Source organism: Microcoleus sp. CAWBG58 (assembly GCF_020883045.1).
Taxonomy (GTDB): Bacteria; Cyanobacteriota; Cyanobacteriia; order Cyanobacteriales; family Microcoleaceae; genus Microcoleus.
Genome location: NZ_JAHRFA010000005.1, coordinates 116,678 through 131,691, shown reverse-complemented (window position 1 = coordinate 131,691; position 15,014 = coordinate 116,678). Strand labels below are relative to the sequence as shown.

General features: G+C 45.4%; 12 protein-coding genes and 1 pseudogene. 11 read left to right on the top strand and 2 right to left on the bottom strand.

Translation table 11 applies throughout. From position 1 onward, the window contains the following. The 9 genes and pseudogenes from QZ918_RS03355 to QZ918_RS03315 all read left to right on the top strand — a co-directional run bounded on the left by QZ918_RS03355 (position 1) and on the right by QZ918_RS03315 (position 10,695). Positions 1-876 carry a ParB N-terminal domain-containing protein gene (locus QZ918_RS03355; RefSeq protein WP_293331030.1) on the top strand — a complete coding sequence of 292 codons (876 nt, stop codon included), beginning with the start codon at positions 1-3 and terminating at the stop codon, positions 874-876. Positions 877-1,533: 657 nt separating this feature from the next. After that, complete coding sequence (locus QZ918_RS03350) at positions 1,534-2,649, top strand: ParB N-terminal domain-containing protein (protein WP_293331027.1); 1,116 nt, start codon at positions 1,534-1,536, stop codon at positions 2,647-2,649. Positions 2,650-3,181: 532 nt separating this feature from the next. Continuing rightward, complete coding sequence (locus tag QZ918_RS03345) at positions 3,182-3,970, top strand: Uma2 family endonuclease (protein ID WP_293149296.1); 789 nt, start codon at positions 3,182-3,184, stop codon at positions 3,968-3,970. A 242-nt stretch (positions 3,971-4,212) separates the two neighbouring features. Continuing rightward, positions 4,213-6,147: a serine/threonine-protein kinase gene (locus QZ918_RS03340; protein ID WP_293331024.1), complete on the top strand. Its 1,935-nt coding sequence runs from the start codon at positions 4,213-4,215 to the stop codon at positions 6,145-6,147. A gap of 190 nt (positions 6,148-6,337) precedes the next feature. Further along, positions 6,338-6,607 carry a hypothetical protein gene (locus tag QZ918_RS03335; protein WP_293149298.1) on the top strand — a complete coding sequence of 90 codons (270 nt, stop codon included), beginning with the start codon at positions 6,338-6,340 and terminating at the stop codon, positions 6,605-6,607. 84 nt (positions 6,608-6,691) lie between these two features. Next, complete coding sequence (locus QZ918_RS03330; RefSeq protein WP_293331021.1) at positions 6,692-6,892, top strand: hypothetical protein; 201 nt, start codon at positions 6,692-6,694, stop codon at positions 6,890-6,892. Positions 6,893-7,129: 237 nt separating this feature from the next. After that, the gene (locus tag QZ918_RS03325) at positions 7,130-8,476 is read left to right on the top strand and encodes an EAL domain-containing response regulator (protein WP_293149300.1); all 1,347 of its coding nucleotides are present in this window, start codon (positions 7,130-7,132) and stop codon (positions 8,474-8,476) included. A 264-nt stretch (positions 8,477-8,740) separates the two neighbouring features. Beyond that, positions 8,741-9,860: pseudogene (locus tag QZ918_RS03320) on the top strand (transposase). Between the two features lie 118 nt (positions 9,861-9,978). After that, positions 9,979-10,695 (top strand): response regulator, encoded by a 717-nt coding sequence (locus tag QZ918_RS03315; protein WP_524538452.1) that lies wholly within the window; start codon positions 9,979-9,981, stop codon positions 10,693-10,695. A 143-nt stretch (positions 10,696-10,838) separates the two neighbouring features. On the opposite strand, the gene QZ918_RS03310 is transcribed toward QZ918_RS03315, so the two are convergent. Together QZ918_RS03310 and QZ918_RS03305 are read right to left on the bottom strand one after the other, a co-directional pair. Beyond that, positions 10,839-11,564: a pentapeptide repeat-containing protein gene (locus tag QZ918_RS03310; RefSeq protein ID WP_293331018.1), complete on the bottom strand. Its 726-nt coding sequence runs from the start codon at positions 11,562-11,564 to the stop codon at positions 10,839-10,841. A 381-nt stretch (positions 11,565-11,945) separates the two neighbouring features. Continuing rightward, complete coding sequence (locus QZ918_RS03305; protein ID WP_293149303.1) at positions 11,946-13,145, bottom strand: phosphoglycerate kinase; 1,200 nt, start codon at positions 13,143-13,145, stop codon at positions 11,946-11,948. A 185-nt stretch (positions 13,146-13,330) separates the two neighbouring features. Between QZ918_RS03305 and QZ918_RS03300 the strand changes: the two genes are divergently transcribed. Continuing rightward, complete coding sequence (locus tag QZ918_RS03300; RefSeq protein WP_293149304.1) at positions 13,331-13,744, top strand: universal stress protein; 414 nt, start codon at positions 13,331-13,333, stop codon at positions 13,742-13,744. 351 nt (positions 13,745-14,095) lie between these two features. Then, positions 14,096-14,953 (top strand): ribosome biogenesis GTPase YlqF, encoded by an 858-nt coding sequence (ylqF, locus tag QZ918_RS03295; protein WP_293331015.1) that lies wholly within the window; start codon positions 14,096-14,098, stop codon positions 14,951-14,953. Positions 14,954-15,014 lie beyond the last annotated feature (61 nt).

The window sequence follows — 15,014 nt, the reverse complement described above, 5'->3', positions numbered from 1 at the left end:
ATGAAAAAATTATCTCCGTCACTGGTTGCAGTGAAAAGAATTACTTCCGCAGTTCCCCGTTCCAATTTTGCCGATCGCGATTTGGATAAATTAGCTAGACTCATTTTAGATTCAGGAGGCTTGATTAATCCGATAATTGTCCGCCGTACCAGCATGGATGCCTACGAAATAGTAGACGGAGACTTTGAATACTACGCTGCGGCGAGAGCCAGGGAAATTGAACCTCTCAAGGGCGAGACAATCGGAGCATTCATCCTGGAACCGGAAAATGAAGCACTTCTCCTGGAACAACTGGAAATCCTCAGAAAAACCGCAATCACTGAGAATCTAGGTGAAATTGAAATTCCCAAAGAGTCATTGATAACTGAGGCTTCAGTTGAAATTGAAACTCTAGAAGCTTCATCTAGTTTAGAGCAGCGGCTGACAAATCTTGAAGCCCGGTTAGAAATTCAAATTAATGAATTGAAAGCTGAGCACGCCCGCGAAAAAGAGTTGTTAGCGGAGAGAATACAAGAGGTTGAAAATCTAATTTCACAACAATTACCTCTGTTAATTGAAGCGCAGTTGGCTAGCAGAATTAATGAGTTGAAATCAGAGCCTGCATCGTCAAAGCCCAGTTTGGTAGATGCGGTACCAAAAGTTGAACAGGTAACTTCTCAACCAATGTCGCTGTTGGCAGCACTGAATACTCAAAATCCAGCTCAACTGAAAGCGAATTTAGAAGATACTAAGCTGCTGAAGGCTCCTGTTATACAACTCATACTCAAGGAGCGAGATGTGCGGCCATTTGTCTCATTTGCCAATGTGGTGGAACGTATTAAAGGGTTAACCGACAAAACAATGATTAAACTTATTGATTGCTGGCAAAAATACTGAGCGGCTGTCAGTCGTCTCAATAGCATTTTTGGGGGTGATGCTCGGAGCAACGCCCCACAAGAGTTGAAACTGGTTTTATGAAAGGTAATTGACTAGGGTAAAAATACTTATCATTCACAATTGCGATCGCCCGATCGCCAAAAAAAGTAAAGATGAGTGAAGCAGTGTATAATTTGTGTCCCCCAGCCAGTTAAACTCATCACAGTCGATTTTTTGTAGGAATTGCAGTCAGTTTTGCCGTTATACCAATTTTTTATGAGGCCCCGTAGAATCTGATCCCCCCTAACCCCCCTTAATAAGGGGGGGACAAGATTCTTCTTAAAGTCCCCCAACAATCAGGGGGATTTAGGGGGATCGAGATATATGCAACTTCACATTAAATTGGTATTAGCGAAGCACTCGTTGCACGATCGCCCGGGCTGTCACCCCACAGCCAGCCGTACAGGTACAGCACGCCACTGATATCTCTCCCAGATTGAGAGACTCAGGCCAACAAATCCTTTAACTAACCAAAGTCTGAGTAAGGTGTTTGTCTCGCACCCTATCATTAGAGTCCTTGGGTTAGTTCTGTTGCACTTAAAACCCAGGCTGTAAAGTGCAAATATATATAATTACCCAAACACCTGATTTTAATGACAAAAGGGGACTTGTAAGAAGATGGATCGATCGCAAGATCAAAACCGAATAGTAGAATATTTGCGGATTAAGCCAATTAGTCACAGTCAAATTTACACTTCCCAAATTGCGGTACCAGAGACTCAGGGTGGGGAAATCCCTCGCGAACGTCGCGAAGCTCTCAGGAGGAGTCTCATCGAGCAAGGCAGCAACTTAATTCCTTTAATTGTACGTCCTACTGAAGCTTACAGCAACGAAGAAGAATACGAAGTTGTCTGCGGTTCAGATTGGTGTATTGTTGCGAAAGAACTCGGCCTTGAGCAAATGTGGGCTTGGGTTTTTGAAATGACCGACGAGGAGGTAGTTGCGGCTCAAGCAGAAATGGAACATTTGGCTCCGCAGCCGACTCAAAAAACTGCACAACTTGAGACTTTACTGCAACAATTTGACCTATCATTTCAAAAAAAGGTAGAGACTCTAACAAAACAAATAGAACAATCTGTTAAAAAGAATGAAGACCTGCTAAAAAAACAAGTAAAAGCTCTAGCCGAGCAGAACTTCGATCGCGATGAAATAACACAGATTAAGCATCTGCTAGAACAAGTTGAAAAAACATTTCATGAAAAGGTAGATAAATTGGCTAAAAAAATTGAACAATCTGGCAGCAATAGTTCTCCGAAATCGGCGGTTATTTCGGAGATAAATCTTGAAGGTGCCCTGAGACAGTTGGATGAACTGGAAAAATTGCTGTCAATCAAATTAGATCGCACCGTCCAAATAATTAATCAGTTTGTGGCTGACACGATCGCAGACGTAGAAAATGACCTAAAAAATCAAATTGCCACGCTCCGCAGCCAACTGGGAGTCGCTGCGACGCACTCAGAAATACAGCCCGAGACACCGCCGAAAAAGCAGTCGAAGGCCCAGCCAAAAACGGAGGCTAAGAAGCAGTCGAAGGCTCAGCAGAAACCTCAGCTACCGCAGTTGCAGTTGGAGTTGCCGTTTCCGCCCCAGCAGCAGCAGGAAGACGAGGAAGACTACGATACTCTTTCGCTGAGACGCTTGAAGGCGATCGGCAAAGACCGAAAAGTGCGGGGCTACGCGCGCATGAAACGACCGGAAATTCTGGCAGCCCTCAGAGAAGCTGATGGCAAATAATACGGTGATTTCTAATATTTAAAGACTAATACAAGACTTACGTAACTTGTACTATTATTGGGGGTGACTTCTTGGTACGTAGTTGCGCTTGAGCGCTCTTTCTTGATATTGTGAAAGAGCGCTGAAGCGCAACTACGTACCTTTTTTATTTAATCTGACATTTGCGTAAGTTCTCTCAGGCTGTAATTGTAATATCTTCGCTTTTTATTGATATTTTAAAGAGCGCTGAAGCGCAACTACGTACCTTTTTTTATTTAATCTGACAGTTGCGTCAGTTCTCTCAGGCTGTAGTTGTGCTATCTTCGCTTTTTCATTGATATTTTAAAGAGCGCTGAAGCGCAACTACGTACCTTTTTTTATTTAATACGACAGTTTCGTCAGTTCTCTAAGGGTTTGGGGTTCGATCGCCATTATTGATATTTTAAAGAGCGCTGAAGCGCAACTACGTACCTTTTTTTATTTAATATGAGAGTATCGATCTGAAAATCTTGCTAAAATACACACATCACCTCTTACTCCTCCCCAAGCAGCCATGTCCGCAACCGCAGAATTAGTTACTCCCCAAGAAATACCAGAACAAGAGCTCTCTGAAGAAGAACTATTAGAACAAGAGATAGCAAAAAATGTTATCGTTCCTCCAGTCGATTTATATAGTGATGAACCTCAAGTGGAAACAGAATTGCATCTCCGACAAATAATGCTGCTGTTTAAATGTCTAGAATGGTTGTGGCGAGATAGAAATGACTTCTATGCTGCTGGCAACCTCAGTATTTACTATAGCCCCAAGCAACTTAAATCAAAAGACTTCCGAGGCCCAGACTTTTTTGTGGTACTCGGCACTGAGCGCAAAACTCGTAAAAGTTGGGTAGTTTGGGATGAAGATGGAAAGTACCCGAATGTCATTCTTGAAATCCTGTCACCGAAAACCGCGAACGTAGATAAAAACTTTAAAAAACAACTCTATCAAGATACTTTCCGAACCCATGATTACTTTTGGTTCGATCCAGAAACTTTAGAATTAGCTGGGTTTCATTTGGTAGATGGAGAATATCAACTAATTGTACCGAATGAATTCGGCTATCTGCGGAGTCAACAGCTTGATTTGAGTTTGGGCATTTGTAGCGGACAATTGCGTTTCTTTACAGCAGCCGGTGAATTGGTTCCCACTCCTGAAGAGGTTGCAGAAATGGAGATTCGACGGGCAGATGCAGAGGCCCAAAGAGCAGATGCAGAGGCCCAACGAGCCGGAGAAGAGGCTCAAAGAGCCGATCGCCTGGCCGCAAAACTGCGAGAATTAAATATCGATCCCGATACAATTTAGCGATCGCCTTTTTCCAAAAACACGGTTGATTGTCCCGTGTATTTGAGTGCGATCGCACAAATAGTTCAAAAAAGTGTCTACCAGGAAATTGCTTGTCTGACAATAACGACAGAAGATAACCAAGTGGGCGATCGACCAATCAACACAGACAAACTTGTGTCAAGATTAATCTCGCGATTAATTAGCGCGATCGACCCAAACTCCCAATCTCAGTCAAGCGTAACAATCCGACGCAAGTTCCAATGAACAATCCCATCTACCCCGGCATAACTCTCCACAACCACTACCGCATCGTCCGCGAATTGGGACACGGAGGCTTCGGGCGCACCTACCTCGCTGAAGATGCCCACCGATTTAACGAACCCTGCGTTTTAAAAGAATTTGCGCCCCAAGTACAAGGAAGTTACGCCTTACAAAAATCCGAGGAACTCTTCGAGCGCGAAGCCGGAGTGCTCTACAAGCTGCAACACAATCAAATTCCGCGCTTCCGCGAAATGTTTCGCGTCAGTATAGTCGATCGAGGCTACCTATTTCTCGTCCAAGACTACGTACCCGGTCAAAATTACCGCTTCCTGCTGGATGCCAGGAAGCGTCAGGGTTTGCGGTTCATCGAAGCAGAAATCAATCAACTGCTGGTTCAGATTTTGCCAGTCCTTGAATACATTCACTCCTTGGGAGTGATTCACCGCGACATCTCCCCCGACAACCTAATTCTGCGCTTGTCTGACGGAATGCCCGTGCTCATTGACTTCGGCGGAGTCAAACAAATCGCCGCCACCGTAGAATCTCTATTTGCTGAAACAGAAGCTAACGCCACTCCCACTCCCACCCCCGCAACTCGCATCGGCAAACTCGGCTATGCTCCCGTCGAACAGATGCAAATGGGCATTGTGTCTCCCCACAGCGATTTGTACGCTCTGGCGGCGACGGTTTTGGTGTTGCTGACAGGGAAGGAACCCCATGAATTGCTCGACAGTCAGACGCTGAATTGGAACTGGCGATCGCACTGTTCTCTATCTCCGAATTTGTCCCTGGTGCTGGATAAAATGCTCGCTCAGCAGCCGAACCAGCGTTACTCCTCGGCTCGCGAGGTTTTGCTCGCTCTTTCCGGCAATGGGATCCTACAGCCACAGCCGCAGCCACAGCCAGATTTGGGACTCACGCAGCCACCACCGGATTACACAACACCTCTCACCGCACCCATTCCTGTGCCAGCACCCGTCCCCAAACTGCCGGGAACTCCGGTGCGACTGGCTACGATCGGCAATCAGCAAAAGATGCCTGCTTGGAAAATGTTTTTGTTCGTAGTGGCAGTGCTTTCAAGTATGGGCGGAGTTGGCTGGTTTGCGGGCAATTACGTGTTAAACCTGCAATCAAAAGTGCAGAAGATTCCCGTGACTCCAGGCCCGAAGCAGCAGCAAGAGGATGCTTTGCGCGATCGCTACTCTCGGCTTAAAATTGACGATCGATTCTACAGCGGTTACGTCAACCTTGTAGATGAGAATTTCTATGCCAAATACCCAGAATTAAACGGGCGACTCTTAAAAGAAGGCGACGACGATCGCCAATGGCGCGAAAGGTGGCAGAAAATCGGCGACGAATTGCTCGACAAGCTCGAAAATCTCAGCAGCGATGCTAGAGCGCGGTTGGGCAGTTACGAGATTGCAGATCTCGATCGCGTCAAAACCGAGGTTAACAAGCTCAATTTGAGCAGTCGAGCGCTGTACGATTTGGCTGATGCCAAGTTCTTTTATTGGTTTCCACAGCACCCACGGAATAAAAATATCATCGGTTTGCCGATCGGACAAATTTGGCAAGCAATTACCGCCGACACCCTCGCCTCTTTGCAAGCAGGAGCAACTCTTGAAAGCGTCGAATTTGACCGCCGCGCGAACAACAAAACCCTTCAAGGAAATCTCAAGCCCGGAGAAGGCAAAGCTTACATTGCCAGGTTCGCCCAAAATCAGATTTTGAGCGTAAATTTGCAAGCTCCTCGCAAATCAACTCTGCTATCAATTTATTCTCCTGGGCGCACCAACAAAGCCAAGGCTTTACTAGAAGATGCAGAGGAGGTGAGTTGGTCTGGCACTCTCGATGATGCTGGTTTTTATGAATTCGTGGTAGTTTCTCAGTCATCAGAGCCGATCGCCTACGAGTTAAATCTGGAAACGAAATAACTCCCATCTCAAAACGGATCTCAGTCCCCGACTTCTGTCGCGCTCAAAAATTAGAGACTCCCGTTGAAGTTCGCTGACTCATCTGGACGAGTAAATCTGCAATCGACTCATAGCTATTGACGCCTTGAGGGCGATCGAGCAATAATAAGGTAATCCCGAGCGGGTAAATTTTCCGGTTCAAACAAAGAATATGCTGAGATTTGCGATCGTAGCTTTAGTAACTTTGGGATTAGTATTAATGACTGCATTAGGTTTATCTTCTGCCAGTGCGACAGTCAGCAATCCCGAATTTTATGCTTGGAACTTTGCCTCTGTAGGCAGCAGCGAGTTGGTTTGCAAAAAGACACTTGTAGTTCCGCGAGACCTCATAATTCCGTCATCATCAATGCAAGCTGTCAGTATCAATTCTGTAATTGTAGATGACAAGTTTTGCGCTAATTCCACTAAACCGGTCAATTAAGGCAGTGCATCCTATGATGTCTCATCGAACGACACAATAAAATAGGTTTGATCGTTCGGACTTTAGTCCGCATCTATCCCAGGTTTGATCGTTCGGACTTTAGTCCGCATCTATCCCAGGAATGAAGCAGGTTTGATCGTTCGGACTTTAGTCCGCATCTATCCCAGGAATGAAGCCAGAACCATCGAACACTTTTTAAAGCGAATTGACCCGATATTATATAAAACTTGCCGCTATCCGCGCAGTAGTGAAAGTGTTGGCGGCATTTTTTATGAGAAACAATAATATTTTTTATTAAAATTTATTAAAATAGTTTGGCGCCACAGTTTTCTGCCCTTGAAAGCGATCGAAACTATTGCGAATTTTGCCAATTCTTTGATTGTCACTTAAGAACCGAGGGAAAATCTTGAGCCATTTGGCTAAAAATTTATTAGCTAATTGGCCTAATCAGTTACTGTCAAGTTTGAGTATGCTAGAGTTAGTCAGGTTCTGATATATAGTGCCATCTGTTATCTAAGTATCATGCTCAAAATTTTGGTCATTGAAGACGACGAATTAATCCGGGAGACTCTTGTGCAACTCCTGGAATCTCACAGCTACCGAGTTATCGTGGCAGAAAATGGTCGATTTGGGGTGCAGATGGCACTTTCGGAGATCCCCGACTTAATTTTGTGCGACGTACAGATGCCGGAACTCGACGGTTATGACGTGTTGCGGACTCTGCGACAAAACTCGCTGGCTGCCACAATTCCATTTATTTTTCTCACGGCTCAAAGTGCCAAAACCGATTTTCGTCGGGGGATGGAATTAGGGGCTGACGATTACCTAACAAAGCCATTTACTAAGGCTGAATTGTTAGGGGCGATCGCTTCTCGCGTCTCGAAACGGCAAACTATTACCCAACCCCTGACAGTTGCGCTTCACCAAGCAGAAGCCAGACTCAAAGATTTAGCTAACGACTCTACAAAGGTTTGTGTCCTCTCCCCTGAAAAGTTGGCTCTAGAAGCTCTGCTGCGCCACGCTTTAGCACAAGGTGAGTTTCAAGTATACTATCAGCCCCAGGTGAATATTGCTACCGGACAAGTTATCGGCGCTGAAGCTTTGGTGCGCTGGCAAAATCCCGATCGAGGTATAATTTCTCCCGCTGAATTTATTCCCTTAGCCGAAGAAACAGGTTTAATTATTCAGATTGGCGAGTGGGTACTGCTTTCAGCTTGCGCTCAAGCGGCGAGTTGGCTGGCGGCGGGGTTCTCGCCTTTTACGATATCAGTAAATTTGTCGGCCCGGCAGTTATCCGACCCGGAACTCAAGGCCCGAATCGTGCAAATATTAGAAACTACAGGCTTGGAGCCTGCTAATTTAGAATTAGAAATGACCGAAAGCGCCCTGGTAGAAAATGCGACAGTCGCAGGCGCAACTTTAAACGAACTTAAAGCTCTCGGAATTCGGATTGCCATTGACGACTTCGGCACCGGTTATGCTACTTTAGGATATCTCAAGCAATTTGCTTTTGACAGCTTAAAGATCGATCGCATTTTCGTGCGAAATGCCAGCGAAGACGCTCAAAATGCTGCTATTACCACAGCAGTAATTTTGCTGGGTCACAGCTTAAATATGACAGTAATTGCAGAAGGAGTAGAAACAGAAGCAGAACTAGCTTTCTTGAAACAGCACCAATGCGATATCATGCAGGGGTATCTGTTCAGCCGTCCGGAACCGGCAGCGATCGTTGAAAGTATGTTAGTTGCCAACCAGCGTTTGTTCGCTCAGCCCCCAGCAGTAGCACCTGCTCGTGTTATACCTTTTGTACCTGTCTCCGAAGCCGAAAAATCTAAAAACCTTACCATGTCAGGTCTAGGAATAGTCTAAGTGTTACCAGGATTTCTGTATAATACAATAAAATTGTTTTTCAGAGCTTCTATTTTCAGCGGAAAAGTTGACGCTCTCTCTCCTGAAAAGTTGTAGCTTTTTTGGGAGGGGCGAATAAAAAAAGGAAATTTTTCCAAATATTCCTCTACCGAAAAAATGGGGTTAGAGCCTCCCGCTTCTAGGGGGACTTTCCCAATATTTTTCGAGAAAACCAACCATTCCTATGACAGCTTTGTTATCATAGGAATATAGGAGTAAATCATAATGCTCGTTCTGGAATTCAAGACTTACGGCAAGCCTGGACAGTTCAAGGCAATCGATGAAGCGATTAGAATTTGTCAATTCATTCGCAACAAATCGATTCGGCTTTGGATGGATGGTGGAGCCAAGTCTTGGTTCGATCTTTCTAGGTATTGTGCGATTTGGGCGTCTGAGTTTGACTTTGCCAACAAGCTAGGCGCGATGGCCAGGCAGGCTAGTGCAGAAAGAGCATGGGCTAGTATTTCTCGATTCTATGAAAACATAAAGAATGGTGTAAAAGGTAAAAAAGTCGGGTTTCCCAAGTTCCAAAAAGACTGTCGTTCTGTTGAGTATAAAACCAACTCTTGGAAGCTTTCAGAAGATAGAAAAGCAGTCACCTTTACCGACAAGTGCGGAATAGGTAGGCTGAAGTTAAAAGGTACAAGAGACATGAATGTATATCAGCCAGACCAAATTAAACGGGTAAGGCTAGTAAAACGTGCAGATGGCTACTATGTTCAATTTTGTATTCAAGTAGATAGAGTAGAAATAGTTGCAATGACAGGTAAAACTGTTGGATTAGATGTAGGATTGAAAGAGTTTTACGCTGATTCAAATGGCGACACGGTTTCCAACCCTAAGTTTCTGCATAGAGGTGAGATACGGTTAAAACGTGCTCAACGTCTTGTAAGCCGGAAGGCAAAAGGTGGGTCAAATCGCCGGAAAGCTAGAGTGATTTTAGGTAAGCGACATCTCAAAATAAGTAGACAGCGTAAAGACCATGCTATCAAATTGGCAAGGTGCGTAATCACGTCAAACGACGTAGTGGTCTATGAAGATTTGAGAGTGTCCAACATGGTTAAAAATCACTGCTTAGCCAAATCAATTAGCCATGCTTCTTGGTACCTGTTCAGAGTGTTCTTAGAATATTTTGGAAAAGTGTTTGGTCGGATTACCATTGCGGTGAACCCTGCTTATACCAGTCAAGAATGCAGTAATTGTGGGGAAGTCGTTAAAAAATCTCTATCCACCCGAACCCATTGTTTGTGAATGTGGATGCGAGATGGATTGAGATCGTAATGCCGCAATTAATATCCTGAATCGCGGGATAGGTACGACGGGACACGTCGGAACTTCGATCTAGCAAGATCGTAAACGCTTAGGGAGATTAGACCCCTGGGTTAGGTGCGGTAACGCTCTTAATTTAAGTCCGATCGTTGAACTAAGAATCCTCACGCTCATCTGAGCTCAGGAGTGTCAATTTGGGAGCCGCAGTTTCAAGAACTGTCAACTGGAATTGGTGCAAGGCTGTCATGGAAAGAATATTAATAGTTGACGACGAAACAGACTGTCAAACAGTCTTATCAATGTACCTTGAAAGCCAAGGATACCGGGTTGAATGCGCTAATTCTGGTGTTGAGGCGCTCTCGATTTTTGAGAAGGCCCCCCCAGATTTGGTGATTTCAGATGTAATGATGCCGGAAATGGACGGGTTTGAGTTTTGCCGGCGCTTGCGTACTACACGTTTAGGACAGTTGGTGCCGTTTATATTTTTGTCTGGTCAAGGCGAAATAGAGGCAAAAGTTGAAGGTCATGCGATCGGCGCTGACGATTATCTGGTAAAACCTTTTCAGTCTGAAGAAATCTTGGCTAAGGTGAAAGCGCAGTTAGAGCGCTCTCACCGCATTCATGCCGAGATTGTCCGACTGCTGCAAACTTCTACCGCCCTGGCGGTGGAACCCAAAGTTATCGCAGTATTGCCACCACCAGCACCTTTGCCTCTAACACCAGCCGAGGAAAGAGTTTTTTGGGAGGTGATCCAGGGTTATACTAACAAACAAATTAGCGATCGACTGTTTATTAGCCCCCGCACCGTCCAAGCTCATTTAGGCAGCATATTCAGCAAACTACAGTTAGAAAATCGCGCCCAGCTTGTGAGATTTGCCCTAGAAAGGGGATACAAACCACCTCAAACTTAGCTTTTGTCTCAACTTACGGTGTACCAGCCCTTAATTACCCGCAATAAAAACGGTTTGTAGTGAGGACTTTAGTCCTCATAATCTGAGGACTAAAGTCCTCACTACAAACCCATCTGATTGTCGTCGTTCGAGAGAACCTGATATTATTCCAAATTCAAAACACAATAAGGAAAACTCGTCGTCACGCAAACCATCGGCCCCAAATTTGTACCCCGCAAATTTGCACGTTCCAAATCAGCCTGCCGCACGTCCCTCGCCGCATCGATATTTGTCCCAGTCAATTGAGTTCTAGGAAGCCTGGTATTTGACAGAATAGCATTCTGCAAATTAGTATCGCGCACGTCAGCAAAAGACAAATCAGCCCCGCTTAAATTAGCGCGATTCAAATTCACTCTAAACAGCAGCGAACGTCGCAAATCTGCATTCGACAAATTAGCTTGCAGCAAATAAGCTTCGCCCAAATTAGTATTAAAAAGCTTAGCACCGCGCAAATCAGCTCTCGTCAGATTGGCCCGCCCCAAAAAAGCATTAGACAAATCCGCATTTCGCAGATTAGCGCTGTCCAAGTCGGCACCATACATTTCAGCATTAACCAAGTTAGTATTTGCCAAATTAGCACCACTTAAATCTGCTTCTAGCAAATTAGCTTCGTAGAGATTAGCTCCGCTTAAATCAGCTCCTCTTAAATTAGCTCTGTACAAACTCGCCTTAAACAAATCAGCATTTCTCAAATCGCAGCCCTCGCACTCCTTAGTTTCTAGCAACTGTTGGACGTGATCGGGATTTTGAGCTTTGACGGGGGGTGCCAGCAAAAACGGCGCTAAAACTGCTAGAGTTGCCGTTACACTTGCCAAGATTTTAAATTTCACAAACAAACCTCACTGCCACTTCAGACCAATTATACTCGCAAAATTTGCGATCGCTAGGCTTGCACTGGTAAACGTAATATTATTGACCTTCAATAACTCCAATATAAAAGGTTTGTAGTGAGGACTTTAGTCCTTTCTTGGATGCGGACTAAAGTCCTCACTACGAACCAATTTTATTAGGCTGTGAGGACTTTAGTCATTTCTTGGATGCGGACTAAAGTCCTCACTACGAACCAATTGTATTAGGCTGGTTCTAGTGGAGACCATATAAGCCGGCAGAAGGCAGAAATTTCAATAGCATAGCAAACTAAAAAATTAACTTTTTTTAATTGACAATTATCTTGAATTCTGCCTTCGGTCTTCTACCTTCTATCGGAAGATTTAAGCTTCGTCTAAAGCTGCAACACCAGGCAATTCCTTACCTTCTAGCAGTTCCAAGCTAGCACCACCACCAGTAGAAATGTGGCTCATTTCTGGCCCCAGATTCAACTGTTCTACAGCCGCCACCGAGTCACCGCCACCGATAATCGTGGTAGTACCAGTCTTAGTAATTCCAGCCAAAGAATGAGCAATTCCTTCAGTTCCCGCAGCAAACTTTTCCATCTCAAACACGCCCATCGGCCCGTTCCAGATTACCGTTTTGCAATCGGCCAAAGCATCTTGGAAAGTTTTCACAGAATCCGGGCCGATGTCCAAACCCATCCAACCGTCGGGAATGCTTTCAACGGAGACAGTTTGAGTGTTGGCGTCAGCAGCAAATTTGTCAGCAACTACCACATCAGTAGGCAACAGAAAAGTAACTCCCCGTTCCTTTGCCTTAGCTTCCAAAGACTTAGCTAGTTCGAGCTTGTCATCTTCCACCAAAGACTTGCCAACGTTCAAACCGCGAGCTTTGTAGAACGTGAACACCATGCCGCCACCCAGCAGCAATTTGTCGCACTTTTCGAGCAGTTTTTCGATGACTCCAATCTTGCTGGAAACCTTAGAACCACCGATGATAGCAGCTAAGGGACGTTGCGGATTGTCGATCGCACTACCGAGATATTGCAATTCCTTCTCCATCAAAAACCCAGCCACCGAAGGACTCAGATACTTAGTCACACCCTCAGTCGAAGCGTGAGCCCGGTGAGCCGTACCAAAAGCATCATTGACGTACAAATCAGCAACAGAAGCTAACTTCTTGGCAAATTCTGGGTCATTTGCTTCTTCTTCAGGGTAGAAGCGGACATTTTCCAGCAACACCACATCGCCATCAGCCATCGCCGCCACAGTAGCAGCTACTTCATCCCCAATGCAGTCATTAGTCTTTTTGACTTCCTTCCCCAACAATTCCGACAACCGTTTAGCAACCGGAGTCAAGCGCAACTTCTCCGTCACACCCTTGGGACGCCCGAAGTGACTGCACAAAATGACCTTAGCGCCCTTCGACGCTAAATCCTGAATAGTCGGCAGAGCAGCCCGGATGCGAGTATCATCGGTGATATTGCCGTTGTCGAGCGGCACGTTAAAGTCCGCACGCACCAATACCCGTTTGCCCGATAAGTCCGATGCCGATAAATTTGCTACAGTTTTTTTTGTCACAGGATTAACCTCCTAATATTTGTGTTTTTGTCTAATTCCGTTGAAATGGCGGCACTCGTCACTTGCACTTGGGGCCTCGGGCGCATTCAACCGCGCCCGTACAAAAAACGGAAGATGAAACAAACGGCACTGATTTGGCTCAACGTAAACATTTTATCGGAGTCCGTGTCCGGGAAATGCGAACTATGTTCAAGACTGTCTTATTTCCTGTAGATCAAAGCCGAGAAGCCCGCGAAGCCGCGGAAAAGGTTGTCAATATTGTGAAAACCTATGCTTCTCGTTTAATTATTCTGTCGGTAGTCGAACCCCCCGCCGAGGAGGGTGCCGCCCCACCGTCAGAGGTGATGAGCTCTCCCGAAGCAGTCGCCAAACTGCTGTCTGAGGCCCAGTCGATGTTTTCCCAGCAGGGAATTGAAGCTGAAATCATCGAACGAGAAGGCAAACCTGCTTTCACGATTTGTGATGTGGCTGACGAAGTTGGGGCTGATTTGATTGTGATGGGCTGTCGGGGGATGGGTTTAACTGACGATGGCGCGTCTGATAGCGTTACCAGTCGGGTGATCAATCTGTCTCCTTGTGCAGTTTTGATTGTGCCTTAGTTGACAGTTGACAGTTGACAGTTGACAGTTGACAGTTGGCAGTTGGCAGTTGTTAGTGGTTAGTTGTCATTCAACCAATAACAACTAACTAATAACAACTGACCACTAATACCATTTTTCTGTGAAGCTGCATAGAATATCCTTTACCGGAAAGGATTTCAGGCTTACCATTCTGTGCAGCGACCTACAGAATTAATATAACAACTGACTAATGACTGATGACTGATCGCTAATGACTGCTGCTCGCAAACTCCGAGGCTCGCACTTCTGACTAATAACTGATGACTAATGACTGATGACTGATGACTAATGACTAATAACTAATGACTAATAACTAATAGCTAATAACTAATGAAAATTCAATGGTATCCCGGTCACATTGCCAAAGCTGAACGGGCATTAAAAGAACAGTTAAAGCGAGTAGATGTGGTGCTAGAAGTCCGAGATGCGCGCATTCCACTAGCGACTTATCACCCTCAAATGCCTACCTGGGTGGGCGGTAAGGCGCGAGTGTTGGTCATCAACCGCATGGACATGATTACGCCTAGAACCCTCGATGCGTGGGAAACCTGGTTTGAATCTCAGGGGGAAACTGCCTATTTTACTAACGCCGAGCACGGTCAAGGAGTACACGATGTTTCCGATGCTGTCCAGGAGGCTGGGGTGCAGCTAAATAAGCGTAGATTCGATCGAGGAATGCTACCCCGTCCAGTCCGTGCCGTAGTGATGGGCTTTCCCAATGTCGGCAAATCTGCTTTAATTAATCGCCTGTTAGGGCGCAGAGTGGTAGACAGTGCCCGCAGAGCTGGAGTAACTAAATCGCTCCGATGGATTCGCATTTCTGACGAAATTGAGTTACTAGACGCCCCCGGAGTTATCCCCACCCGGATTAACAATCAAGAAAATGCCATAAAATTAGCTATTTGCGAAGATATTGGCGAAGCAGCTTACGACAATCAGGTAGTAGCCGCAGCTATGGTAGATTTGCTCCTCGGGCTGGAGGCGGCTGATGACACATTGATATCAGTATCTGGTTTCAAATCTCGGTATAAATTAGATATAGGATCTAGCAATGGTGAAGATTATTTGCACGAAGTAGCAAAAGACAGGTATAAAGGAGATGTCGAACGAACGGCGCGGCAGATGTTAAACGATTTTAGAACTGGTGTGTTGGGTCAGCTTACTTTGGAGTTGCCGCCAGCTTTATAAGACTTGTAGGAGATTTGATCTGATGAATTCAAGTCTTATCCAAGCCTTGAAAATTCAACAG

What these genes read in the sequence shown, in the direction of transcription:
- QZ918_RS03340 (WP_293331024.1), top strand. Translation starts at nt 4,213, where the DNA reads ATGAACAATCCCATCTACCCCGGCATAACTCTCCACAACCACTACCGC.
- QZ918_RS03350 (WP_293331027.1), top strand. Translation starts at nt 1,534, where the DNA reads ATGGATCGATCGCAAGATCAAAACCGAATAGTAGAATATTTGCGGATT.
- QZ918_RS03355 (WP_293331030.1), top strand. Translation starts at nt 1, where the DNA reads ATGAAAAAATTATCTCCGTCACTGGTTGCAGTGAAAAGAATTACTTCC.
- QZ918_RS03345 (WP_293149296.1), top strand. Translation starts at nt 3,182, where the DNA reads ATGTCCGCAACCGCAGAATTAGTTACTCCCCAAGAAATACCAGAACAA.
- ylqF (WP_293331015.1), top strand. Translation starts at nt 14,096, where the DNA reads ATGAAAATTCAATGGTATCCCGGTCACATTGCCAAAGCTGAACGGGCA.
- QZ918_RS03300 (WP_293149304.1), top strand. Translation starts at nt 13,331, where the DNA reads ATGTTCAAGACTGTCTTATTTCCTGTAGATCAAAGCCGAGAAGCCCGC.
- QZ918_RS03335 (WP_293149298.1), top strand. Translation starts at nt 6,338, where the DNA reads ATGCTGAGATTTGCGATCGTAGCTTTAGTAACTTTGGGATTAGTATTA.
- QZ918_RS03325 (WP_293149300.1), top strand. Translation starts at nt 7,130, where the DNA reads ATGCTCAAAATTTTGGTCATTGAAGACGACGAATTAATCCGGGAGACT.